A 22,718-nucleotide genomic window follows, 5' to 3' on the forward strand; every position below is an offset into this window, starting at 1 on the left:
CTTTTCATCAAGTTACACGAAATAGTATGCTATAATAGCAACTCTTTGTCACGAACCAAAGGAGCGATTACAAGATGGGTAAATCACGTACAGATACCGCCGGAAAGATGAACGTCCTAAAATCGAGAACGGAATTGCTCTGTCTATCGGTCAATACGCTAGATGAGCATACGACACCTGAAGATTTACATCGCCTGTTAGCCGACATTGATTCGTTGCGCGCCAAAGTTGTGCGTTACGCCAAAGACCTAGAACAATCGTCTCGAAAGGATGAATCAGATTGAAATTAATCACAGGAGATTTTAAAGATGTCACGGTCGAACGACTTGGCATTAATGGAGAAGGCATCGCGACACTTAATCGCATGGTCATCTTCATTCCGAACTTATTGCCGGGAGAACGAGCCAAAGTCGAAATCACGCGTGTGGAAAAAAACTATGCGGAAGCGCGTGTCGTCAAACGAGATAACGACTCGAAAGACCGCGTCAAAGCACCTTGTCCGATTTACGATGAGTGCGGGGGCTGCCAAATCCAACATATGAGTTCACGTCTGCAGATGGAGTATAAGGAAGAAATCGTTCGAAACGCCTTCCGTCAAAAGACGAAACTAAACGTGGACAAATCGGATATCCGTCCAACAATCGGAATGGAAGATCCATGGTATTACCGGAACAAGTCACAATTCCCGCTCGGCACGCGTCGCGGGGAAATCGTATCCGGTCTTTACAAGCCGAATTCGAACCATCTCGTACCAATCGAGCACTGTATGGTTCAACAACGTGACACGACGAATATCAACAATGCGATCGTCCGTATTTTAAACGAACTCGATATTCCCGTCTACGACGCACGCCGTGATACCGGGTATGCACGCACCATCGTTGTCCGTTCAGGTTATAACACGAATGATGTTCAAGTCGTTCTGGTCGTCGGACACGAAGATGTTCCGGACTTGGATGAGTTGAGTGACCGAATCATGGAATTGCCGAACGTCGTGTCGTTCCATATCAACATCAACGCGAATCGTTCAGGTGTGATCTTTGGTTATCGTACGGTCCATATCGCAGGTCAAGAGAAGATGGATGAACAGCTAGATGATGTCCATTATCATCTGTCACCACGTGCATTCTTCCAGTTAAATCCGGCCCAAACGGAGAAGATGTACCGTGAAGTGGTCGAGGCAGCAGGATTGACGGGTGAAGAACGAGTCATCGATGCGTATGCGGGAGTAGGATCGATTGGTCTTTGGTTAGCTCCATACGCGAAAGAGATTCGCGGGATGGAAGTCGTGCCGGAAGCGGTCGAAGATGCGAATGACCATATGCGTGAAAATGGCTACAATCATGTCATGTATGTAGAAGGACGTGCCGAGCACTGGATTCCACGTTGGGTGAAAGATGGATGGATTCCAGACGTCGTCGTCGTCGACCCGCCACGAACAGGGATGGATCATCAGCTAATCAATTCGATTATTTCGTCGAAAACGAAGCGGATCGTTTACGTGTCATGTAACCCACAGACGCTCGCGCGTGACGCCGACCAGTTGATGAAGGCGGGATACAAGGTGAATTACGTTCAACCTTATGACATGTTCCCACAAACTTCACACGTCGAATCCGTTGTTGTATTCGAGAAAAAGAAAAAGAAAAAATATTGACGAGTCCGTGAAAAGACTTGTCACGTAAGCGTTTTCACGATATAGTTCAGATGTCAGACTTCTTTCTAAATATCGAAGTGGAGGAACATCCAATGATTTCACAAGAACGCGTACAAGAACTCGTGCATAAAGCGATTGAAGCGAGAAATCGTGCTTATACACCATATTCAAAGTTTAAAGTGGGAGCTGTTGTCATCGATGCAGCCGGAAACGAAGTTTTGGGATGTAACGTAGAAAATGCCTCGTATGGTCTATCGATGTGTGCAGAACGGACTGCTATTTTTAAAGCTGTCTCAGAAGGCAGCGATTCGATCGAAACGGTCGTTGTCGTCGGTGACACAGAAGGCCCGATTTCGCCATGTGGTGCGTGCCGTCAAGTGATTGCCGAATTTGCGGGCGAAGATTTCACGTTGATTCTCGCAAACTTGAATGGTGATACGAAAGTGATGACAAAAGAAGAGATGTTACCTTACGGATTTTCTCCGAAAGACTTAACATAACAAGCTGCGGACGATTTGTCCGCAGCTTGTTTAGTTGTCTGTATATTTCTTTTCACTCACTGACTCATCTTTCGAGTGACGTTTATTCTTTTCATCCTTCACTCGTTCGTTCAATTCCTCGACAGGAATCGGGTCGACGGTTTGCATGCCGTCCTCGTCAAAGATGCTTTCTTTGTCCGTGTCTACCGCGTCCGGATTATCAAACGGACGTTTCGAGGTGGGTCGTTTCTTTTCCATCCAATCGCCTCCTTCATCTAGAGATTCCACTATTCCATTCGTTGTAAACGTTTACGCATTTTGTTTTGAGATGATCAATTGGTGGAATGAAGAGTGCATAGTGAAGGAGGGGTTAGGATGGATCGGAAAGTGTTGATGGGGATTGTCTTGGGTGTTGCCGGTGCGGCGCTCGTTGCACCAAAAGTGGCGGCGCTGCTTTCGCAACGTGAGGAAGAAGATACGTGGCAGAAGATGGATGAGCGGGAAAGTGTCGATGCGGATCAGGATGAGGCGGAGCAAGGGCTCACGCAACTCGATTCAAGTCACCGTGCCGAGTGGCAGGCGAACGGTTTTCCACAGACGCATGCCGAACGCGAACGACTTGAACAAGAGTCTGTCGAACAATATAAAGGGAAAGACATATGAAAAGGCAGCCATCGCGGCTGCCTATTTTACATATTAAATTCATCGTCAGGTAGAAGCGGCAAACCGACAGTGACAGTCGTTCCTTGCCCGACTTCAGAGCTGAAATGAAGGGACCCTTCATGCCGCTCGATAATGTGCTTCGCAATGGCCAAACCTAGACCGGTTCCGCCGTCTTTTCGTGTCCGTGATTTATTGACACGATAGAAGCGTTCCGTTAATTTGTCTAAATCTTCTTTCGGGATGCCTCGACCTTCGTCACGTATTTCCGTGATCGCATATTCGGTTTCGGCAAACGTCTTCACGTAAATCGTTTTGCCTGCATCCGTATATCGGAGCGCGTTGTCGAGAAGATTGCCGATGACTTGTTCGAGTCGGTCATGGTCACCGAGGATGATCAAGTCGAAGTCTAAATCCGATTCGATCGTCACACCTTTCGCCCGGGCGATCGGTTCGAGCCGATAAAGGACGTCTTCTAGCACTTGGGAGTAGACGACCGGTTCTTTTGTCATCGGGTACGAATCGCGCTCTAGCTGGGCGAGATCGAGCAAGTCCGTGACAAGGCGCTGAAGCCGGTTCGTCTCGTTCTCGATGATGTCGTAATACTGTGCCCTCGTTTTTTCATCCAATGATTCATATTGAAGCATCTCGGTATAACCGCGGATGTAGGAGAGTGGCGTGCGAAGTTCATGACTGACGTTTGCCAGAAACTCTTTGCGTTGTTCCTCGACAAGTCCGAGCGACTCCGCCATCGAATTGAGCGTGTCCGCCAATTCGCCAATCTCATCATCGTAGACAATCGGAATGCGGTGGGAGAAGTCACCTTGCGCATAGACTTGTGAGGCGCGCTTCATCTGGATGAGTGGTTGGATAATCGTGTCGATGATCTGTTTACCGAAAATGAGCAGGTTCACAATCATGAGGACGAGTAAAAACGTGATCATGAGCCGGATCGGTTGAAACGGTTCACTAATTTTACTGAGTTCCATATAGAGGATCAAGGCATTGTCGAGCTCCCCGTCGCGTATGAGCGGGAAGGCGGTCATTAAAATGTCGACATCCTCGGTCGGGTGCTTTCGGGTCACTGAGATCGCATAACCGTCCTGTAGCCGTTCGAGGTCTTGTTGTCTTAAAAATGTTTTTCCTGACCCGAGTGAATCTTCTCGAACCGACGAAAGGAACACCTTGGTTTCCGTCAATTCGTTCGTATACGTCATACTGTCTGCAAATGCATCCGAGAATCCGTCTGCCTTATAGATGGTGACAAGTTTCTCTCCGCGATTTTTGAGCAGTTCTTCTTGCGTCTGGATATAGAATTTATCGTACAGATAAAACGTCATAATCAGAAACACGAACGCTGAGAAGAGACTGGCTGTCCAAATGGTTATCCAAATCCGCTTCCGGATCGTGTATCGTTTCATCCGTTCGCCTCGAATTTATAGCCAATCCCCCATACCGTTTGAATATAACCACCTGCTTCGCCAAGTTTCAGGCGTAACGTCTTAATATGCGTGTCGACCGTTCGGAGATTCCCGTGGTACTCCGTTCCCCAAATTTGATCGAGTAACTGCTCACGAGAAAATACCTTTTCATCATTTGTGATGAACAAGTAGAGCAAGTCAAACTCTTTACGAGTCAAGTTTACCGTTTTTCCTTTCACGCTGACGGAGCGACCCTGGATATCAATCGAAAGAACGCCGACGTCAAATGTCGCTTCTTGTTCTTTTGAGAAGCTGTGTGTACGTCGCAATGTCGCTTCGATTCGAGCAAGTAATTCGCGTGGACTAAACGGCTTTGTAATATAGTCATCTGCTCCAATTTTTAGACCGTGGATTCGATCGAGCTCTTCTGAACGTGCCGTCAACAAAATAATCGGTACATTTGAAAACTCGCGAATTCGCATGCAGGCCGTCAATCCATCAAGTTCGGGCATCATGACATCGAGCAAGACGAGGTGGAATGTTTCCTCCTTTAGCCGAGCGATCGCTTCAAGACCGTTTGAGGCGGTGACCGTCTCATACCCTTCTTTTTCTAAATTTGATACAAGTAAATCTCGCATTTGTTCTTCGTCATCAGTTACGAGGATACGGAACATTGATTCTGACATATGCCATTCTCCTTTACAAAACAGTTAACGGGAGTTGTGATGAATCCCTCATACCTTTATCATACCTAACTCTTCGAATTAGAACAGATTTATTCGACTCCGACAAGTTACCTCCATCAAATCCACACAAAAAAGCCACAAAAAAGCCAATTCTTTGACAGAATTGGCTCATGCTTCGAGTTGTGCCTCGAAAGGTACTTCGTATTCCGGGACGTGGAGGGCATGCAAATACAGTTGGAAACTCGATTTGGATACCTCATATAGTACGTATTCAACGTCACCTTGGTTGATTTCTGCAAGTAATTCGGAACGAATCTCGTTTGCGCAAAATGCATAAGGTAGCTTTTCTGCGGCAGCAATCGACCGTTCATTCGATTTACGGATCTTTAAAAATACACTTTCAATATCAAGTTCAAAGAAAAGTTCTGAGAAGAATGATTCCTTTGCCACTTGATTATAACCTTTGCCGTGATATGGCTTGCCAAGCCACGTACCAAGGAATCCATAGCCAGATTCGACATCAAACAAGCTGATTGTCCCGATTGGGGTGCCATACTCGTTCGTGATGGTACGTGAGATGATTTTTCCTTGCTCCTCTAGCTCGATGATTTGCTTCGTGCTAAATAAAAACTCGTCAAAGTGGACCGTCTTTTGACGGACATACGGAAAGACATCTGGGTGTTGCATCAGTTCGAACAACTCCGCGCAGTCGGTGAGCTCACGAAATTTGAGCACCTTTACATTCCTCCTCCTATTTCAGACCGCTGAAGAATAGTCGTAACGAAAGCATACTTCTGGCTTCGCTGTTCGAACCGCCTTGGCTGCTTTATGAAGTTACAAGATAATTTTATATAGTATTTTTAAAAAAGCAAGTAAATTATGCGTAAAAACGTTATGAAAAATAATGAAAATTATTCGACCTCGTGATGCGATTCAGCGCGGTCTGTTTTATAGACAATTTCACCGTTCACAATCGTCATGATCGGCTTGGATAAGTAGTCGAGTGGGAAATGACTCCACAGCACGAGATCGGCGTCTTTTCCAACTTCGAGAGATCCTATCCGATCATCAACACCGAGTGATTCTGCTGGATTTATTGTGATTCCTCGTAACGCGACATTGACAGGTAACCCTTCACGTGCCGCAAGTCCGGCACACAAATTTAAGTACTGGACAGGTGTGTACGGATGGTCGGTCGTAATGGAAACGGACATGCCGTGCTCATGAAGAATCCGATAAGTTTCCCACGTCTTATTTTGTAGCTCGATTTTTGACTTGCGTGTAAACGTCGGGCCAACGGTGACATGTTTCACACCGAGTTCTTGTAACTTTTCTGCGACGAGATGCCCTTCCGTACAATGTTCGATTCGGTAGTCAAGGTTGAACTCGTTTGCGAAACGGACGACAGAAAGAATATCGTCTGCACGGTGCGCATGCACGCGAATCGGCATTTCGCGGTCGAGAGCGAGTTGAATCATTTGGCTACCAAACGTTCCGATTGTTTTCGTCGATCTGACAGTTCGGAACGCTTCACGCAACAACCCCATGATCCCCATTCGTGTCAGGTCTCCTGTTTTCCCCATGCTATGAATGCGTTTCGGGTTTTCGCCGAGTGCCATCTTCAGTCCGGCATGACGACGGACGATCATATCGTCAATGTAGCGACCGTGAGTTTTGATGACGCTAGTCACACCACCGATGACATTCATACTTCCAGGCATGACCTGGACAGCGGTCACACCTGCCATCAGTGCTTCCTCAAACCCTTCGTCAAGTGGATACACGCCATCGATCGCACGGGCATGTGGGGTCATCGCCTCGACCGTTTCGTTCGCATCGTTCCCGACAGACCCTGTCCCTTCATCGTATAAACCAAGATGGGTATGGGCATCGATGAAACCGGGGAATAAAAAGTTTCCTTCTGCCTCGATCACGTGCTCTCCATCCAGTGGTTCGAGCAATTCGGCCATTTCGACAATTTTTCCATCGCGGACACGAAGGTCTCCATAAAAATGTGATGCGGTGATCGGGTAAATATGGGCGTTTCGAATAAGTAAGTGACTCAATCTTCATTCTCCTTAAGCTTCGTGTAATAGTTGTGTGAGCGCAGGTTCAAGCGTTTCGTATCGGAATTCAAATCCATGTTGCAATGCCTTCGTCGGAACGACTTTCGCCCCTTCTAGGACGATGACACTTTTTTCACCAAGGACAAGCTCCATCATTGGAGCAGGTGCCGGGATCCAATGAGGACGATGCATGACTTTCGCAATTGTCTTTCCGAATTCATTCATCGTGACGGGTGTAGGTGCGGTTCCGTTGACCGGACCTTCAATGGAATCGGTTTCGATAATGTGTACGAATAAGCGAACGAGATCATCTAAATGAATCCACGGTACCCACTGCTTACCTGATCCAATTTTACCACCGACCCCGAATTGATAGGGAAGTTTCATGAGTGGGAAGGCGCCACCATCATTGGATAAGACGACACCGGTACGCATCGTCACGAGACGAACGCCTAAGTCACGTATCGGTTCTGCTTCCTGTTCCCAAAGGACACACACATTACCGAGGAAATTGGTCCGTGTCGGTAATGGCGTTTCTTCTGAATAGGTAATGGAGCGGTCTTCACCGTAAATACCGATGGCCGAACCACTGACAACGACTTGTGGTTTTTGTTTCAACTGTTGAATGATCCGGACGACTTCTTTCGTTCCCTCAATCCGGCTTTGAAGGATGGCTTGTTTTTGTTTATGCGTCCATCGTCCGTCGTTGATAGAAGCGCCAGCCAAATGGATGAACGCGTCCGTTCCCTCGAGTTCTTCCTCTGGTTTGCTATTCGGTGTCAACCATTCGATAAACGACACCCCACGATGACGAGGGCGTGGATGACGCGTCAATACGACGACTTGATGCCCGGCGTCGGCCAGTGCACGAACGAGTGGTTGACCGATGAGTCCGGTCCCACCAGTGATTGCGATTTTCATGAAATTCCCTCCGATATCATGTGTTGTTTCTAAAATGGGTATAAGTCAGTATATCCAGATGAATACCCTTTCTTCTAACTTATCAAAAATCCTTTACGTTTCTTGAACGTGATATGTTAGAAACATGGAATGGAGGGGAGTCGTTGTGAAAATTGCGAAGTTCACGACCCAGAAGAAGAATCAAGATCGACTGAACGTCTTCATTGAGCGTGAGGGGAAAGAAGAGTTTGCGTTCGCCATCGATGTCGATGTGTTCATCAAGTATGGGCTCACAAAAGGGATGGAGCTCGAAGACGATTTTGTTCAAGACGTCCTTGAGGCGGAGGAAGCTCAGAAGGCCTATAAGTTAGCCATCAATTATTTATCGTATCGAATGCGCGCCATCTCAGAGGTACGCGACTACCTTGTGAAGAAGGAGTTGAGCGAATCGGCAATCAAACATGCCATCACGCGACTGAAAGAGCAGCGTTACTTGAATGATGCCGAATTCGCGAAAGCGTACGTTCAAACGAAATTCAATACAAGTCCGAGTGGACCGATCAAAATCAAACGGGAACTGGAGCAACTCCAGATTTCACCAGACGTCATCGAATCGGTATTGTCGTCAATCACTCACGAAGAACGCGTCGAGAAGGCCGGAAAGTTCGTAAAACGGAAACAAATGGAAACAAATCGCCGTTCTGCCACAGAAGTGCAACAAAGAATTCAACAAACCCTGATGCAAAGGGGGTTTACCTTTGATATTATTTCAGAGGCGATTCAAACTTTTTGGGAAGAAGAGGACGAGGATGTCGAGATTGCGGCATGTCTGAAGCAGGCTGAGAAGTTGAATCGGAAGTTCAGCGGGTACGATGCGTTCGAGCGCAAACAGCGCATGAAGATGCAGCTTCGAAGGAAAGGATTTCCATATGATGTGATTGAACGTACGTTAAATCGAATCGCTGAAGAAGAATCGTGATGGGACATCTGTTTACGGTAGGGGAAAACACGAAAAGGTGGGTCTACATTGACGATTTTAGAATGGATTACAGCACTGACACCGATTGTGGCCGTGCTCATCTTATTGGTCATTATGCGTTTACCTGCATCGATAGCCATGCCCTTGTCACTCGTGACGACGGCGATTTTAGCGTTCTTCGTCTGGCAATTGGATGCGACACGAATTATGGCAGCGACACTGCAGGGACTTGTCATCGCCGTCACGACAGTATGGATTGTCTACGGGGCAATCGGAATGATGAATACGATGAAAGAAGGGGGCGGGATGAATGCGATTCGCTCCGGATTCGTCAACATCACACCCGACCCGCGTATTCAAGTCCTGATTGTCGGATGGCTATTCGTTTCATTCATTGAAGGTGCATCCGGATTTGGGACACCCGCGACCGTTGCGGCGCCGCTTTTGATTGCACTCGGATTTCCACCGATTGCCGCCGTGGTCATCGCGTTATCCGCAGACGTATCGGCCGTGACATTTGGTGCGGTCGGGACACCGGCACTCATCGGGATCGGGAACGGTCTATCTTTAGATGTGAACCAGCCTGAGTCGATTGCTTTTTTGACAGAGGTCGTTTTACAAACCGTCTTGATCGATATGGTCGTCGGTCTATTCATCCCGTTCATTTTGATTTTAATGCTGACGCGCTTTTTCAGTAAGGAGAAGTCGATCAAACCAGCACTCGAAGTATTTCCGATTGCAATCGTAGCGGCGCTCTTGTACAGCGTGCCTGCGTACATTTGGACGCTCATCCTCGGATTTGAATTTGGTGGTATGTTAGGTGGGTTAACCGGTCTTATTATCCTCGTCACGATGGCTCGTAAAGGCATTCTCATGCCAAAACGCGTCTGGACGTTTGACGGGTATGTGGATGAACAAGAACCTTCAACTGAGAAAGTGACGCTCAAATCAACCACGCGTGAACTCCCGCAGTGGAAGGCATGGGCACCATATCTCATTTTGACGATTTTCTTAGTGCTTACTCGTACGGTACCGTTTTTAAATGAACTGGCCCGTAGCGTTCGGATCAATCTGCCGAACATTTTAGGCGTAGAAGGAATCTCGACGTCTTGGGAACCGTTCTATTCACCTGGCTTCATGTTCATCTTGACGATGATTGCGACATTCTTCTTACACAATATGAGTTGGTCACAAGTGACATCGGTCTTCAAAGCGACGACGTTCGGCATCGTCGGGACGGTCATCACGTTAGCGGCGTCGGTTCCGATGGTTCGTATATTCATCCACTCTGAAAATGGCGGTGCCGGACTCGCTTCGATGCCGGTCGAACTCGCGACGGCTGCTGCCGACACGTTCGGTGGGGTATGGCCACTCGTCGCACCGTGGATCGGGGCTCTCGGTGCCTTTGTCTCAGGGTCGGCAACCTTCTCGAACATGATGTTCTCGAGTTTGACGACAAACGTTGCGGACTCAGTCGGACTGGATAACACGCTCGCTTTATCCATGCAGATGGCCGGAGCGAACGCAGGGAACATGATCTGTGTGCTGAACGTTGTAGCCGTCGCATCGGTTGCTGGATTACTCGGCAAGGAAGGGACAATTATCCGTTACACGCTCATGCCGATGATTTATTACGTCACGGCAACGGGGGTCATTGGTCTCGTTTTGGGCATGTTTTTCTTAAACTAAATCAAGTTACAATTTTTTTACAAAATAATGTTGACAATTTTCAGAACAGTCTGCTAAGGTTTGAGTAGATTTTAAAACAATGAAACGAGAGGAGCCAGAATGATGAACAACATTGTACTTACAAACACACTCAAAACATCATATGGCTACTCGTATTTGACTGCGTGACTTTGGCAGCTGGATAGGGGTAGTGTCCTTTCCCTGACCATGCAAAAGACTGAAGACTACTTCAAGCGCGCTTCATTTGATTGGTTGCACAATCAGGTGGAGTGCGCTTTTTTGCGTGTTCGGATGGATTGGGCGGAAGGGGGAAATCAGTCATGAAACTGATTAAACAATTGGATTGGTTTATTAAAAGACAGAAACGGACGTATGTGATTGCGATCATCTTACTGATCATCACAGGGGTTGTAGACATGCTACCACCTTGGATTATAGGACGGGCGATTGATGCGATTCGTGAAGGAAGTTTGACGACAGAACGATTGATTTTAATCGTGTCATCGTTACTCGGCATCATGGTGTTGTCGTACGTGATGTCGTACTTGTGGATTGCCCGACTCTTCGGGACAGCCTTTTTACTTGAAAAGAAATTGAGAGGTCGCTTCTTCGGTCACCTCCTCAAACAGACACCGCGCTTTTATCAGCAGCATCGTACGGGTGACTTGATGGCACTTGCGACGAATGACTTGAAAGCGGTGGAGCGGACAGCGGGATTTGGGGTCATGACATTAGTCGACTCGTTCAACATGACGCTCATCGCCTTGACGATCATGGGCGTGTTCATCGATTGGAAGTTGACGCTTGCGGCACTTTTGCCGATGCCAATTCTCGCTTGGTCGATGAATAAACTTGGTAGCCAGATTCATACGCGCTTTACGGCAGCCCAGGATTCGTTCGGAGTGATGAACGACCAAGTCGTCGAATCCATCTCCGGTCTTCGAGTCGTACGTTCATTCGTCCAAGAAGAGGCGGATACGAAAAAATTTGATGACATCACAGATGATGTGTTGGAGAAAAATATGCACGTCGCAAAAATTGACGTCTTGTTTGAACCGGTTATCAAGTTGCTCGTTGGACTCAGCTATTTGATTGGTCTTTCGTTTGGGACGTACCTCGTCTTTACGAACGACATTACGCTCGGTCAACTCGTCTCGTTCAACATTTATTTAGGGATGCTCATTTGGCCGATGTATGCCTTCGGGGAACTCATCAACGTCGTCCAACGCGGAACGGCAAGCTTGGAACGAATTGAATCGACAATGAATGAGGTGCCAGACGTATCCTCTACGGGTACGATGCACATCGACGTTCCTGAGAAAATCACATTTAAATCACTCTCATTCCGTTATCCGAATGCGAATCGTGATTCGTTAGAAGACATCGTCCTACACGTCTCACGTGGTGAAACGATTGGGGTCGTTGGACCGACCGGGGCCGGCAAGACGACGTTACTCCGTCAGTTACTTCGGGAGTATCCGATTGACGATTCGCTTCTCGTGAACGGGGTTCCGATTTCGGACATTAAACTTGAAACGGTCCGCGGATGGAGTGGGTATGTCTCGCAAGAACATCTCCTGTTCTCGAAAACGGTTCGCGATAACATTCGTTTCGGCGTAGACGACGTATCGGATGAAGCGCTCGAGACGGCGATTCACCTCGCTGCGTTTGATACGGACATCGAACACTTGGAGAACGGGCTCGATACCGTTGTCGGGGAGCAAGGGGTCATGCTATCGGGTGGACAGAAGCAACGTCTGTCGATTGCACGAGCGCTACTCAAAAATCCTGAGATTCTGCTTCTTGACGATTCACTCTCAGCAGTCGATGCGAAGACAGAATCGCGCATTATCGATTCCGTTCGCACGAGTCGTGAGGCGAAGACGACCTTTATCGTCGCACACCGTCTTTCTGCCGTGGCGCATGCCGATCAAATCCTCGTCCTTCAAGATGGACGAGTCACCGAGCGCGGTACTCATGACCAACTGATGGAACGCCAAGGTTGGTATTATGAACAATTTATTCGACAAGGAGAGTCGGAGTAATCCGGGAAAGGGGGAATCTCTCATGATCGATCAATATGAATTAGATCCAGTCCGTCGGAAGAAAACGATCCGTTCACTCGTTGGGTATGCCAAGCAAGTGAAACGTTCGATCTTCCTCGGATTGACATTACTCTTTTTAGCGGTCGGTGCAGAACTTGCCGGACCGTATATCGCCAAAATCATTATCGATGAGCATATCGTCGCCATCGAACGTGACTGGGTTCAAGTTGAATCTGGCGGCAGTGTTTCCTTTGATGGGGACTCATATGAGAAAGAAACAAGACTCGATGGACAGGACGTTATTCAGCCCGTCTCAATCGTTCAGACGACCGATGGGTACTATCTCGTTCCCGATGCGGTTATGAGCGGAGGGGTCCGAGACGTCGAAGGAGACGTGCTGACGATTACAAGAGGTGACGAGTCGGCGACGTATGAAAATATTGTCTCGCTCTCGTCGACCGATGTGTTCCAATTTTATCAGACGGACTTGCGAGCGGTGCTTCTCTTGTCGGGACTTTATGTCGTTCTATTATTACTCGCCGCCGGATTGAACTGGGGGCAACAGATGCTCTTACAACGGTCGGCGCACAGTATCGTGAAAACGATGCGCCTTGACGTGATGAAGCATCTGCAAACCATTCCGGTCCGCTATTTTGATCAAACCCCAATCGGGAAAATTGTCAGTCGTGTCACGAATGACACGGAGACGATTCGAGACCTATATTTAGGGGTTCTCGCTCGCGTCTTCCAAAGTGTCGTCATGATGATCGGGGTATTGATTGCGATGTTCTTCCTAGATGTGCGTCTAGGACTCGTCTCGCTCATTATCATTCCGGTCGTTATCGTCTGGATCAAGTTGTTCCAACGGTTCTCGACGAAGAATAACTTCCGTGTCCGTGCTCTCGTTGCGGATATGAACGCGCAGTTGAACGAAAGCATTCAAACGATGCCAATCATTCAATCGTACGTCCGCGAAGACCTCGTTTACGACGAGTTTAACGAGAAAAATAGTGACAACTTCCAAACGAGACGAAAGTTGTTGAAATTGGATGCATTGATGAGTCATAACCTCGTCAACTTCTTCCGGAACATGGCGCTCGCTTTACTCATCTGGTTTGTCGGGGCGCAAACGCTCGGGACGGGTAGTGTCCTGACACTGGGGATTTTGTATGCGTATATCGATTACGTCTCGCGAATTTTTGAGCCGGTGACACAAATCATGAACCAATTGTCGCCACTCCAACAGGCGCTTGTCTCGGCCGACCGGATGTTCCAACTGCTCGACGAGAAAGGGGAGCCGGTCTCGTCAGAACGTCTTCCGCGCTTTAAAGGGGAAGTCGTCTTTGATGATGTGACTTTCAGTTATGAAGCAGGGAAGCCGGTGTTGCAACAGATTGAACTGCACGCAGCTCCTGGTGAAACGGTCGCACTCGTTGGACATACGGGGAGTGGGAAGAGTTCAATCATGAACTTGCTCATGCGCTTCTATGACCCATCCGCCGGAGTCCTTCGAATCGATGGTATGGACGTGACAAAATTGCCGACACAGGCGGTACGAGACCATCTCGGGATCGTCTTACAAGACCCGTTCCTATTCACGGGAACGATTCGCACGAACGTCACACTTGGCGATGAGACAATCACGGATGAACAAGTGTGGAAAGCACTCACAGCCGTCGGGGCGGATCGTTTCGTGAAACAGCTGCCAAAAGGTATTGATGAGCCGGTGATTGAGCGTGGAGCTTCTCTCTCGAGTGGGGAACGTCAGTTGATCAGTTTCGCCCGCGCCCTCGTCTTTGACCCAGCGATCCTCGTCCTCGATGAGGCGACAGCGAGTGTCGACTCGGAGACGGAGGCATTGATTCAAGAGGCACTCAAAACCCTCACGTACGGTCGAACGACGTTTGTCATCGCCCACCGTCTCTCGACGATTCGGGAAGCGGACCAGATCCTCGTCCTCGACCACGGTCGAATCATTGAGCGAGGCAACCACCAGTCACTCATCGAATTCGGTGGTGTTTACGCTCGAATGCACGAGTTACAAAGTAAGCAACAAGCAATCAGTTAAAACGGTTATAGGTAGGAAATCTAGTCGACATCGATTCGTTCATCGTCTAGTATCAACCGAACAATCTAACCATCACACAACTTCAAGGCGAACTGAGTAATATACTCAGTCTCGCCTTTTTCTTTTTATGCAAAATCTGATACGCTTACATCGAGGTGAACGAAATGGAAAAGCGCTTAAGTGACTTATCGAAATATGAGTTAGAGCAAGAGATTCAAGCATTACACGAACGGAAACGGAAGGCTGAACAAATGGGCATGGTCAGTGAAATCGAAGTCGTCCTTCGACGGATTGCGATTGCCGAAAGCTATTTGATCGACCCGACATCGTTCCGTCCTGGTGAAACATATGTCGTCAACTACAATAATCAACCGTTCCGTTTAAAATTCGTCAACGGTGTCATGGGCTGGGGGACGTTTGAAGGGGACATGACAGAACGGGCCATCCCCCTCTCTGAACTGTCGGAGGTGAAACGATGAATCGAAACGAACAGTATGAGCGACTCGCGGCCATTTTAAAAGAGAAAAATGACGTATTGAACGATACGGAAGCCATCACATGGGTCGAAGTGCTATGGGAAGATTTTGAGACATCACTCGCCAAGGCAGGCGAACCGTATCCAGGGGAGGCGAAGGCGTTCCAGTACGTCATTCAACAGATTGATGCATACGGTGCACAGCTCCATTTGTTCCAAACAAAAAACGAGAAGTTTAAGCACTTGATGTCAAAACGAAATTTACACTGAATCACGTCCGGTGCGACGTGATTTTTTATTTGCAATTCTCATTCAGTTCGTTATAATGAAGGTCGCTAATAGTTTGCTTTTAAGTATAGTATAGATAAACTTTCTTTAGTTGAACTCATGTTTCACTAAACTAGAAGGAGGCGTTCAGTCGTTGGAAGTAGGTCAAAACATTAAGCGACTCCGGATTAAAAAAGGATTGACCCAAGAAGAGTTGGCGGAGCGCACGGATTTGAGTAAGGGATATATTTCTCAAATCGAACGGGATTTAAGCTCCCCTTCACTCGAGACGTTATTTGATTTATTAAGTGTTCTTGGAAGTTCTCCGAAAGAGTTCTTCGATGAAGACTTGAATCAAAAAGTCGTATACACGGTCGACGATCGCACCACGTATACAGATGAAGAACGGAAATATCGAACGGAATGGCTCATTCCAGAATCGAATGAAAAAGAGATGGAACCGATTCTCGTCACGTTCTTCAAACATGGTGAATTTAAACAATATGAACCTTCCCGTTCAGAGACGCTCGTATACGTCTTATCTGGTAAAGTGGCTCTCAAATTAGGGAATCACACGTATTTCGCCAAGGCAGGGGAAACGATGTATTATGTCGCCTCGGATTCACATCAGCTCTTCAACGACAATGACGGTGAGAGTGAATGCCTCATTGTAGCGACCCATTCGTATTTATAAGTCAATAGAGGAGGAAACAGCATGAATGCAGAGACAATGATTCGCTTTGACCGTGTGTCTAAGCGATACGACGATACCGTCGTTCTAGAAGATATCAGTTTTGAGATTGAGCGTGGAAAGTTTTATACGCTTCTCGGTCCATCGGGATGTGGGAAGACAACGATTTTACGATTGATCGCCGGGTTTACCGATGCAACTGAAGGGGATATTCACTTCAGTGGTAAACGGATCAACGATGTGCCCGCCAACAAACGACAAGTGAATACCGTGTTCCAAGATTATGCGCTGTTTCCTCATTTAAACGTATTTGAGAATGTCGCGTTCGGTCTCCGGATTAAAAAATTAAAAGAGGCAGACGTGAAAGCGAAAGTGGAACAAGCTCTCAAATTTGTCAACTTAGAAGGGTATGGCTCACGTGAAATCGATGAGATGTCTGGAGGGCAGCGCCAACGAGTCGCCATCGCCCGTGCAATCGTGAACGAGCCGGAAGTCATCCTCCTCGACGAACCCCTTTCTGCCTTAGACTTAAAACTACGGACAGAAATGCAGTATGAACTTCGTGAGTTGCAACAACGCCTTGGCATCACATTCATCTTCGTCACACACGACCAAGAAGAAGCACTCGCCATGTCGGATGAGATTTTCGTCATGAACAACGGAAAAATTGTTCAAAGCGGGACACCGACTGATATTTATGACGAACCGATCAACCGTTTCGTCGCCGACTTTATCGGAGAATCAAATATCGTTCCGGGTGTCATGCCAGAAGACAACGTCGTCACGTTCGCTGGTAAAACGTTCGACTGTGTCGACCAAGGGTTCGACCGCAATGAAAAAGTTGAAGTGATCATTCGCCCAGAAGACTTGGAGATGACATCGATCGATGCGGCGAAACTCGTCGTCGACGTCGATTCTCAATTGTTCCGAGGTGTTCATTACGAGATTTGCTGTTATGACCAAGAAGGGAACGAATGGCTTGTCCATTCGACGAAGAAATCGGTTGTCGGATCGAAAATCGGATTGACGTTTGATGAAGAAGCCATTCACGTCATGCGTTTAGGGGAGACGGAAGAAGAGTTCGACCGTCGTCTCGAATCCTATGAGGAGGTCCCTCATGAATCAAACTAATCAGACCGCAAAGACGGTATATTTGACGACATATTGGATTTGGATCGCCTTGTTCGTCATCGCACCACTCTTTCTCGTCGTCTATTATTCTTTCTTTGATATCGAAGGGAACTTGAGTTTAGAGAACTATCAAACGTTCTTCACGTCGACGTATTTAACGATGACGCTGTCTTCGTTTTGGTACGCGTTCCTCATTACGTTCTTCTCGCTACTTGTCGGGTATCCGACGGCTTACTTGTTGACGAAGACGAAGCATAAACAGCTTTGGCTCTTGCTCATCTTGCTGCCGTCTTGGATTAACCTATTGTTAAAAGCGTATGCGTTCCTTGGTATTTTTGGAACGTACGGGATTACGAATCAATTTTTAGAAGCAATCGGAATTGGTACGAAACAGATTCTCTTCACGGACTTCAGTTTCGTTTTCGTCTCGGTATACATCTTTATCCCGTTCATGATTTTGCCAATCTATAACGCGATCGAGAAGTTGCCGCCATCACTCGTTTATGCGTCACGAGACTTAGGTGCATCAAACTGGACGACGTTCCGACGCGTCATTTTCCCGTTAACGCTTGACGGCGTCAAGTCGGGAATTCAAATCGTCTTTATTCCGGCGTTGTCGCTCTTCATGATCACACGCCTGATTGCTGGAAACCGTGTCATCACGCTCGGGACAGCGATTGAACAACAATTCCTCGTCACGCAAAACTGGGGGATGGGATCCACGATTGCCGTCTTCTTAATTTTGGCGATGGTTCTCGTCATGGTCATCACGCGTGACTGGGGTGCGAAAGGAGCGGTGCGTCGATGAAACGCAAACGATTCAAACTATCAAACCTATATTTGGCGACCGTCTTCTTTATTCTATATGCGCCAATTCTTTACTTGGTGTTCTACTCGTTCAATAGTGGTGGAACGATGAGTAACTTCGAAGGCTTCACCCTCGAATGGTACAAGTCTCTCTTCACGGATACGAGACTTCTCGTTATCGTCTTGAACACGATCGTCATTGCGCTACTCTCGGCGACCATTTCGACCGTGCTTGGCGTCATCGGGGCGCTCGCCATTTATACGGCGAAACAAAAATATACGAAGACATCCCTCTTATCATTGAACAACGTCTTGATCGTCAGTCCGGACGTTATCATTGGGGCATCATTTTTGATTCTCTTCACGATGCTCGGGATTCAGTTAGGCTTTTATTCGGTCCTCTTGTCGCACATCGCCTTCTCGGTTCCGATTGTCGTCATCTTGGTGTTACCGAAACTCCAAGAGATGAGTCCGACGTTGATTGATGCCTCACGTGACCTAGGTGCGAGTACGTGGGACGTATTGACGAAAGTCATTTTGCCATATATCACGCCAGGTGTATTTGCCGGATTCTTTACGGCACTCACATACTCCTTAGATGATTTTGCGGTGACGTTCTTCGTGACGGGGAACGGATTTACAACGCTCGCTGTAGAAGTTTATTCACGGGCACGTCAAGGCATCTCGCTTGAAATCAATGCGTTATCTGCCATCTTGTTCGTCTTTACGCTCATTCTTGTCATCGGTTATTACGTGTTGGCACAACGAGGATCAAAGGAGGTTAGACGATGAAAAAACTAGTCATCATGCTGGCTGTCCCTTTAATTGTCAGCTTCGGTCTTCTTCTTTGGATTCAGCAGTTGAATGCCGCACAAGGCTTCGGTGGCGACAACACGCTTGTCGTCTATAACTGGGGAGACTACATCGATGAAGACTTGATTGGGGAGTTCGAAGAGCAGAGCGGGTTGAAGGTCGTTTACCAAACATTCGATTCGAACGAAGCGATGCTCACGAAAATTGAGCAAGGTGGTACGGCCTTTGATGTCGCCGTCCCATCCGATTATGCAATCAGCAAGATGAGAGAAGAGAACTTGCTTCTCCCGATCGATTACGACAAACTTGAGAATTTCGACAACATCGACCCTCGTTTTCTCGACAAATCGTTCGACCCTGGTAACAAGTACTCAGTCCCTTATTTCTGGGGAACGGTCGGGATTGTCTATAATCCCGAACTAGTCGACGGTGAGATCACCTCGTGGAACGACTTATGGGAGATGCCCCTTAAAAACGATATCCTTCTTGCGGACGGGACTCGAGAAGTGATGGGCTTCGGCTTGAACTCGCTCGGGTACTCCCTCAATACGACGAACAAAGATGAGTTGATTGAGGCGGAAGAAAAGTTAACGACGCTTTGGCCAAACATTAAGGCCATCGTCGGAGACGAGATCAAAATGTTGATGGCGAACCGTGAAGCGGCGGCAGCCGTCGTCTGGTCGGGGGATGCGTCGGAAATCATGTATGAGAATGAAGAACTGACGTATGTCATCCCGGAAGAGGGAACGAATTTATGGTTCGATAACCTTGTCATTCCGAATACGGCACAAAACGTGGACGGGGCACATCAGTTCATCGACTTCATGTTAGATGCTGAGATCGCAGCACGTAACACGGATTACGTTGGATATTCGACTCCGAACGAGGCAGCACTTGAGTTCTTGGATGAAGAAGTGACGTCAGACGAGCGGTTCTATCCGTCTCGTGAAGTGACACAAGACCTTGAAGTGTACGAAAACCTCGGGAAGCGTATGAACGCTTACTATAACGAATTGTATTTACGCTTTAAAATGCAGAGTAAATGACGAAACATCCCCGCGCTCATGATTAGTGCGGGGATGTTTGTTTACTGCTTGATCGTCGATTTGATGTCTTCGATATGTTTCAAGGTGACAGTCGCGTCGACTTGTGTGAAGGAATATAAGATTTCGTATAGTCGGACTTGCTCATCGAGATCGAAAACAAAGTCTTGGTAGGTGATCAGCTCTTTGATCCACTGTTGGCGATTGAGCACAGGGACCTCGGTAGATTCAATTTGTTTGAGCGTCGAGCGGTTGCTGAACACAATCCAGGAATGGAGGTGTGCACGGTCTAGTCCAAGCACGTCCTCGATGGCTTTGAGATGCAATTCATTTTGTTTGATTGGATTGAAGAAACGATGCTTTTTTCGGCGAGGGAGGGTCTGCGTCCAGTATTGGTCACGTGCCCGACCGAATATCCATCCGCTATAATTTTTGGATTCGATGACATGAACGCCAGCCTGATTGATGAAGACGACGTCAATTTCTGTTGTGCGACCTTGTTTCAATGGATGTGGCAAATAGAGGTTCGTCAAAATCAGTGGTTGAAAGAATTTTGACTCGATTTCTGCCACGCATAGATATTCTCCGAATAGACCGGTATCCTGGACCACTTTGAAGTAGGAGTGCCGAGTTTGTTGGGCATACTGACTGTTTTGATAACGTTTGATCTTATAGGCGATGATGAGTGTGAGGATTAGAAAAATGGGTACAAATATGCTGATTAAAATAACCAAAATACTTTCTAACCATTCTGTTAGCAATGAAGCCATCGAATCCCTCCCTTTTTATCTACTATACAAAAAACAAACGTATATAATATGTAATTTTTTAGCAATGGAGACAATCGTTTTTTCAAATAAGGAGGGACCCGTCGAAACGGGTCCCTCCAATCATGCTTCACGTTTTAATGCATCACGCTCTTCTTCTGTAAAAACTCGAGAACGTCCTAAAAATCGCTTCCCTTCCACACCTTCGAGGGAAAACATGCCACCCCGACCATCGACCACATCGATGATCAATTGTGTATGTTTCCAATAATCATACTGTTTCTCGTGGATATAGAACGGTGTCTCTCCGATCTCCCCAAGGAGTACATCGTGGTCACCAATCATAAACTCGTCACGAGGGAAGCACATTGGTGCACTTCCATCGCAGCAGCCTCCTGATTGGTGAAAGAGAAGGGGACCGTGTTTTGATTTTAGACGTTCGATGAGTTCGAGCGCGGCGGGGGTGGCCTCGACTCGTTTTACCATCTTAGAAGAACCCGAGCTTTTGTTCGCTGTAGCTGACGAGCATGTTTTTCGTCCGTTGATAATGGCCGAGCATCATCTTATGGTTCTCGCGACCGATCCCAGACATTTTATACCCACCGAAAGCGGCATGTGCCGGGTATGAATGGTAGCAGTTGATCCAAACACGACCTGCTTGAATTTCACGACCGAAACGATAAGCGCGGTTCATGTCACGAGTCCACACGCCTGCCCCGAGTCCGTAAAGCGTATCGTTCGCGATGGCGAGTGCTTCCGCATCATCTTTGAACGTCGTGACGGATAAGACCGGTCCGAAAATTTCTTCTTGGAAGATCCGCATCTTGTTATGACCTTTGAAGATCGTCGGTTGAATGTAGTACCCGTCCGCGAGATCTCCGTCCATCATGTTTCGCTCTCCACCGATTAGGCATTCTGCGCCCTCTTCTTTCCCGATTTGGAGATAAGATAGGATTTTCTCCATCTGTTCGTTCGATGCTTGTGCACCCATCATAACGTCTGAATCGAGCGGATTGCCTAGTTTGATTGCTTTGACGCGCTCAAGCACGCGTTCCATGAACTTGTCATAAATCGACTCTTGAATCAATGCACGAGACGGACATGTACAAACTTCTCCTTGATTCAAGGCGAACATGACGAGACCTTCAATCGCTTTATCAAAGAAATCGTCATCCGCGTCCATGATGTCGGCAAAGAAGATGTTTGGTGACTTTCCACCGAGCTCAAGTGTGACCGGGATGATATTTTGAGAAGCGTATTGCATGATTAGGCGACCCGTCGTCGTCTCACCGGTGAAGGCGACTTTATCGACACGGTCGCTCGACGCGAGTGGTTTCCCGGCTTCGAGCCCGAAACCGTTTACGATATTGACGACACCAGGTGGTAATAAGTCTTCAATCAGTTCCATGAGGACGAGGATGGAAGAAGGTGTTTGTTCGGCCGGTTTTAACACGACGCAGTTTCCGGCAGCGAGGGCTGGAGCGAGTTTCCAAACAGCCATTAGAATCGGGAAGTTCCACGGAATAATTTGTGCGACGACCCCTAGCGGCTCGTGGAAGTGATAGGCGACCGTATCGTGATCGAGTTCACTGATACCACCTTCTTGAGAGCGGATGACTCCAGCGAAGTAACGGAAGTGATCGATGGCGAGTGGAAGGTCAGCGTTGAGCGTTTCACGAACAGCCTTCCCATTTTCCCATGTTTCCGCGTAGGCAAGCATCTCAAGGTTCTCTTCCATACGGTCTGCAATTTTATTTAAGATGACAGAACGCTCCGTGACGGACGTTTTGCCCCAATCGTCTTTGGCTGCATGAGCGGCATCTAAAGCAAGTTCTACATCTTCTTTCGTTGAGCGGGCGACTTCACATAATACTTTCCCATTCACAGGGGACGTGTTTTCAAAGTATTCTCCACCAGCTGGCGCGGTCCACTTTCCGTTAATATAGTTCTCATAACGGTCCTTAAACTGTACTTTCGTTCCTGCTGAGTTCGGTACTTCATAAATCATGATCGTTCCTCCCTTTTCATACGAGATAGAGGAGTTATGTATGCGCTTACATTTTTAAGTAAGCGA

Annotated in this window: 24 protein-coding genes; 15 read left to right on the top strand and 9 right to left on the bottom strand. The window is 47.5% G+C overall.

The window, feature by feature from the left end; genetic code table 11:
* Positions 1-74: 74 nt before the first annotated feature.
* From KNO94_RS10470 to KNO94_RS10480, 3 genes are read left to right on the top strand one after another with little or no spacing between them, the layout of a single operon-like run.
* A complete protein-coding gene (locus KNO94_RS10470) occupies positions 75-284 on the top strand; it encodes a hypothetical protein (RefSeq protein ID WP_015880867.1) in 210 nt (69 codons plus the stop codon).
* Complete coding sequence (gene rlmD / locus KNO94_RS10475; protein ID WP_214779456.1) at positions 281-1,657, top strand: 23S rRNA (uracil(1939)-C(5))-methyltransferase RlmD; 1,377 nt, start codon at positions 281-283, stop codon at positions 1,655-1,657. Before KNO94_RS10470 ends, rlmD begins: the two co-directional genes overlap by 4 nt.
* 50 nt (positions 1,658-1,707) lie before the next feature.
* Positions 1,708-2,157 carry a cytidine deaminase gene (locus KNO94_RS10480; protein ID WP_214779458.1) on the top strand — a complete coding sequence of 150 codons (450 nt, stop codon included), beginning with the start codon at positions 1,708-1,710 and terminating at the stop codon, positions 2,155-2,157.
* 30 nt (positions 2,158-2,187) lie between these two features.
* On the opposite strand, the gene KNO94_RS10485 is transcribed toward KNO94_RS10480, so the two are convergent.
* Positions 2,188-2,394, bottom strand: coding sequence for a hypothetical protein (locus tag KNO94_RS10485; protein ID WP_214779460.1), 207 nt, complete (start codon positions 2,392-2,394; stop codon positions 2,188-2,190).
* A gap of 117 nt (positions 2,395-2,511) precedes the next feature.
* Here KNO94_RS10485 and KNO94_RS10490 point away from each other — a divergent pair, with 117 nt between their 5' ends.
* Positions 2,512-2,799 (top strand): hypothetical protein, encoded by a 288-nt coding sequence (locus KNO94_RS10490; RefSeq protein WP_214779462.1) that lies wholly within the window; start codon positions 2,512-2,514, stop codon positions 2,797-2,799.
* 26 nt (positions 2,800-2,825) lie between these two features.
* On the opposite strand, the gene KNO94_RS10495 is transcribed toward KNO94_RS10490, so the two are convergent.
* The 5 genes from KNO94_RS10495 to KNO94_RS10515 form a co-directional block, all read right to left on the bottom strand.
* Positions 2,826-4,217, bottom strand: coding sequence for a sensor histidine kinase (locus tag KNO94_RS10495; protein ID WP_214779464.1), 1,392 nt, complete (start codon positions 4,215-4,217; stop codon positions 2,826-2,828).
* Positions 4,214-4,903: a response regulator transcription factor gene (locus tag KNO94_RS10500; RefSeq protein WP_214742864.1), complete on the bottom strand. Its 690-nt coding sequence runs from the start codon at positions 4,901-4,903 to the stop codon at positions 4,214-4,216. Before KNO94_RS10500 ends, KNO94_RS10495 begins: the two co-directional genes overlap by 4 nt.
* A gap of 168 nt (positions 4,904-5,071) precedes the next feature.
* Positions 5,072-5,638, bottom strand: a complete 567-nt coding sequence (locus KNO94_RS10505) for a GNAT family N-acetyltransferase (protein WP_214779466.1) — start codon at positions 5,636-5,638, stop codon at positions 5,072-5,074.
* A 176-nt stretch (positions 5,639-5,814) separates the two neighbouring features.
* Positions 5,815-6,969 (bottom strand): amidohydrolase, encoded by a 1,155-nt coding sequence (locus KNO94_RS10510; protein WP_214779468.1) that lies wholly within the window; start codon positions 6,967-6,969, stop codon positions 5,815-5,817.
* A 12-nt stretch (positions 6,970-6,981) separates the two neighbouring features.
* The gene (locus KNO94_RS10515; RefSeq protein ID WP_214779470.1) at positions 6,982-7,890 is read right to left on the bottom strand and encodes a TIGR01777 family oxidoreductase; all 909 of its coding nucleotides are present in this window, start codon (positions 7,888-7,890) and stop codon (positions 6,982-6,984) included.
* A gap of 145 nt (positions 7,891-8,035) precedes the next feature.
* On the opposite strand from KNO94_RS10515, the gene recX reads away from it, so the two are divergent.
* The 11 genes from recX to KNO94_RS10570 all read left to right on the top strand — a co-directional run bounded on the left by recX (position 8,036) and on the right by KNO94_RS10570 (position 19,880).
* Positions 8,036-8,848 carry a recombination regulator RecX gene (gene recX, locus KNO94_RS10520; RefSeq protein ID WP_214779472.1) on the top strand — a complete coding sequence of 271 codons (813 nt, stop codon included), beginning with the start codon at positions 8,036-8,038 and terminating at the stop codon, positions 8,846-8,848.
* Positions 8,849-8,896: 48 nt separating this feature from the next.
* Positions 8,897-10,537 carry an L-lactate permease gene (locus KNO94_RS10525; protein WP_214779474.1) on the top strand — a complete coding sequence of 547 codons (1,641 nt, stop codon included), beginning with the start codon at positions 8,897-8,899 and terminating at the stop codon, positions 10,535-10,537.
* 320 nt (positions 10,538-10,857) lie between these two features.
* Positions 10,858-12,582, top strand: coding sequence for an ABC transporter ATP-binding protein (locus tag KNO94_RS10530; protein WP_214779476.1), 1,725 nt, complete (start codon positions 10,858-10,860; stop codon positions 12,580-12,582).
* 22 nt (positions 12,583-12,604) lie between these two features.
* Positions 12,605-14,650, top strand: a complete 2,046-nt coding sequence (locus KNO94_RS10535) for an ABC transporter ATP-binding protein (protein ID WP_214779478.1) — start codon at positions 12,605-12,607, stop codon at positions 14,648-14,650.
* 164 nt (positions 14,651-14,814) lie between these two features.
* Positions 14,815-15,129 carry a YfhH family protein gene (locus KNO94_RS10540; RefSeq protein WP_214742872.1) on the top strand — a complete coding sequence of 105 codons (315 nt, stop codon included), beginning with the start codon at positions 14,815-14,817 and terminating at the stop codon, positions 15,127-15,129.
* Positions 15,126-15,395 (top strand): YfhJ family protein, encoded by a 270-nt coding sequence (locus KNO94_RS10545; RefSeq protein WP_214742873.1) that lies wholly within the window; start codon positions 15,126-15,128, stop codon positions 15,393-15,395. Before KNO94_RS10540 ends, KNO94_RS10545 begins: the two co-directional genes overlap by 4 nt.
* A gap of 151 nt (positions 15,396-15,546) precedes the next feature.
* The gene (locus KNO94_RS10550) at positions 15,547-16,086 is read left to right on the top strand and encodes a helix-turn-helix domain-containing protein (protein ID WP_214779480.1); all 540 of its coding nucleotides are present in this window, start codon (positions 15,547-15,549) and stop codon (positions 16,084-16,086) included.
* Between the two features lie 21 nt (positions 16,087-16,107).
* Positions 16,108-17,214 carry an ABC transporter ATP-binding protein gene (locus KNO94_RS10555; RefSeq protein WP_214779483.1) on the top strand — a complete coding sequence of 369 codons (1,107 nt, stop codon included), beginning with the start codon at positions 16,108-16,110 and terminating at the stop codon, positions 17,212-17,214.
* Positions 17,201-18,022, top strand: a complete 822-nt coding sequence (locus KNO94_RS10560) for an ABC transporter permease (RefSeq protein WP_214742876.1) — start codon at positions 17,201-17,203, stop codon at positions 18,020-18,022. The genes KNO94_RS10555 and KNO94_RS10560 overlap by 14 nt, the downstream gene beginning before the upstream one ends.
* Complete coding sequence (locus KNO94_RS10565) at positions 18,019-18,813, top strand: ABC transporter permease (protein ID WP_214779485.1); 795 nt, start codon at positions 18,019-18,021, stop codon at positions 18,811-18,813. Before KNO94_RS10560 ends, KNO94_RS10565 begins: the two co-directional genes overlap by 4 nt.
* Complete coding sequence (locus tag KNO94_RS10570; protein WP_214742877.1) at positions 18,810-19,880, top strand: ABC transporter substrate-binding protein; 1,071 nt, start codon at positions 18,810-18,812, stop codon at positions 19,878-19,880. Before KNO94_RS10565 ends, KNO94_RS10570 begins: the two co-directional genes overlap by 4 nt.
* A gap of 41 nt (positions 19,881-19,921) precedes the next feature.
* Here the strand turns inward: KNO94_RS10570 and KNO94_RS10575 are convergent, their stop codons facing one another.
* The 3 genes from KNO94_RS10575 to adh all read right to left on the bottom strand — a co-directional run bounded on the left by KNO94_RS10575 (position 19,922) and on the right by adh (position 22,652).
* Positions 19,922-20,647: a nuclease-related domain-containing protein gene (locus tag KNO94_RS10575; RefSeq protein WP_214779487.1), complete on the bottom strand. Its 726-nt coding sequence runs from the start codon at positions 20,645-20,647 to the stop codon at positions 19,922-19,924.
* 120 nt (positions 20,648-20,767) lie between these two features.
* Positions 20,768-21,130 carry a DUF779 domain-containing protein gene (locus tag KNO94_RS10580; protein ID WP_214742879.1) on the bottom strand — a complete coding sequence of 121 codons (363 nt, stop codon included), beginning with the start codon at positions 21,128-21,130 and terminating at the stop codon, positions 20,768-20,770.
* 1 nt (position 21,131) lies between these two features.
* Complete coding sequence (gene adh, locus KNO94_RS10585) at positions 21,132-22,652, bottom strand: aldehyde dehydrogenase (protein WP_214742880.1); 1,521 nt, start codon at positions 22,650-22,652, stop codon at positions 21,132-21,134.
* Positions 22,653-22,718 lie beyond the last annotated feature (66 nt).

The sequence above is a fragment of the Exiguobacterium sp. s22 genome (assembly GCF_018617455.1).
In the GTDB taxonomy this organism is placed as follows: Bacteria; Bacillota; Bacilli; order Exiguobacteriales; family Exiguobacteriaceae; genus Exiguobacterium.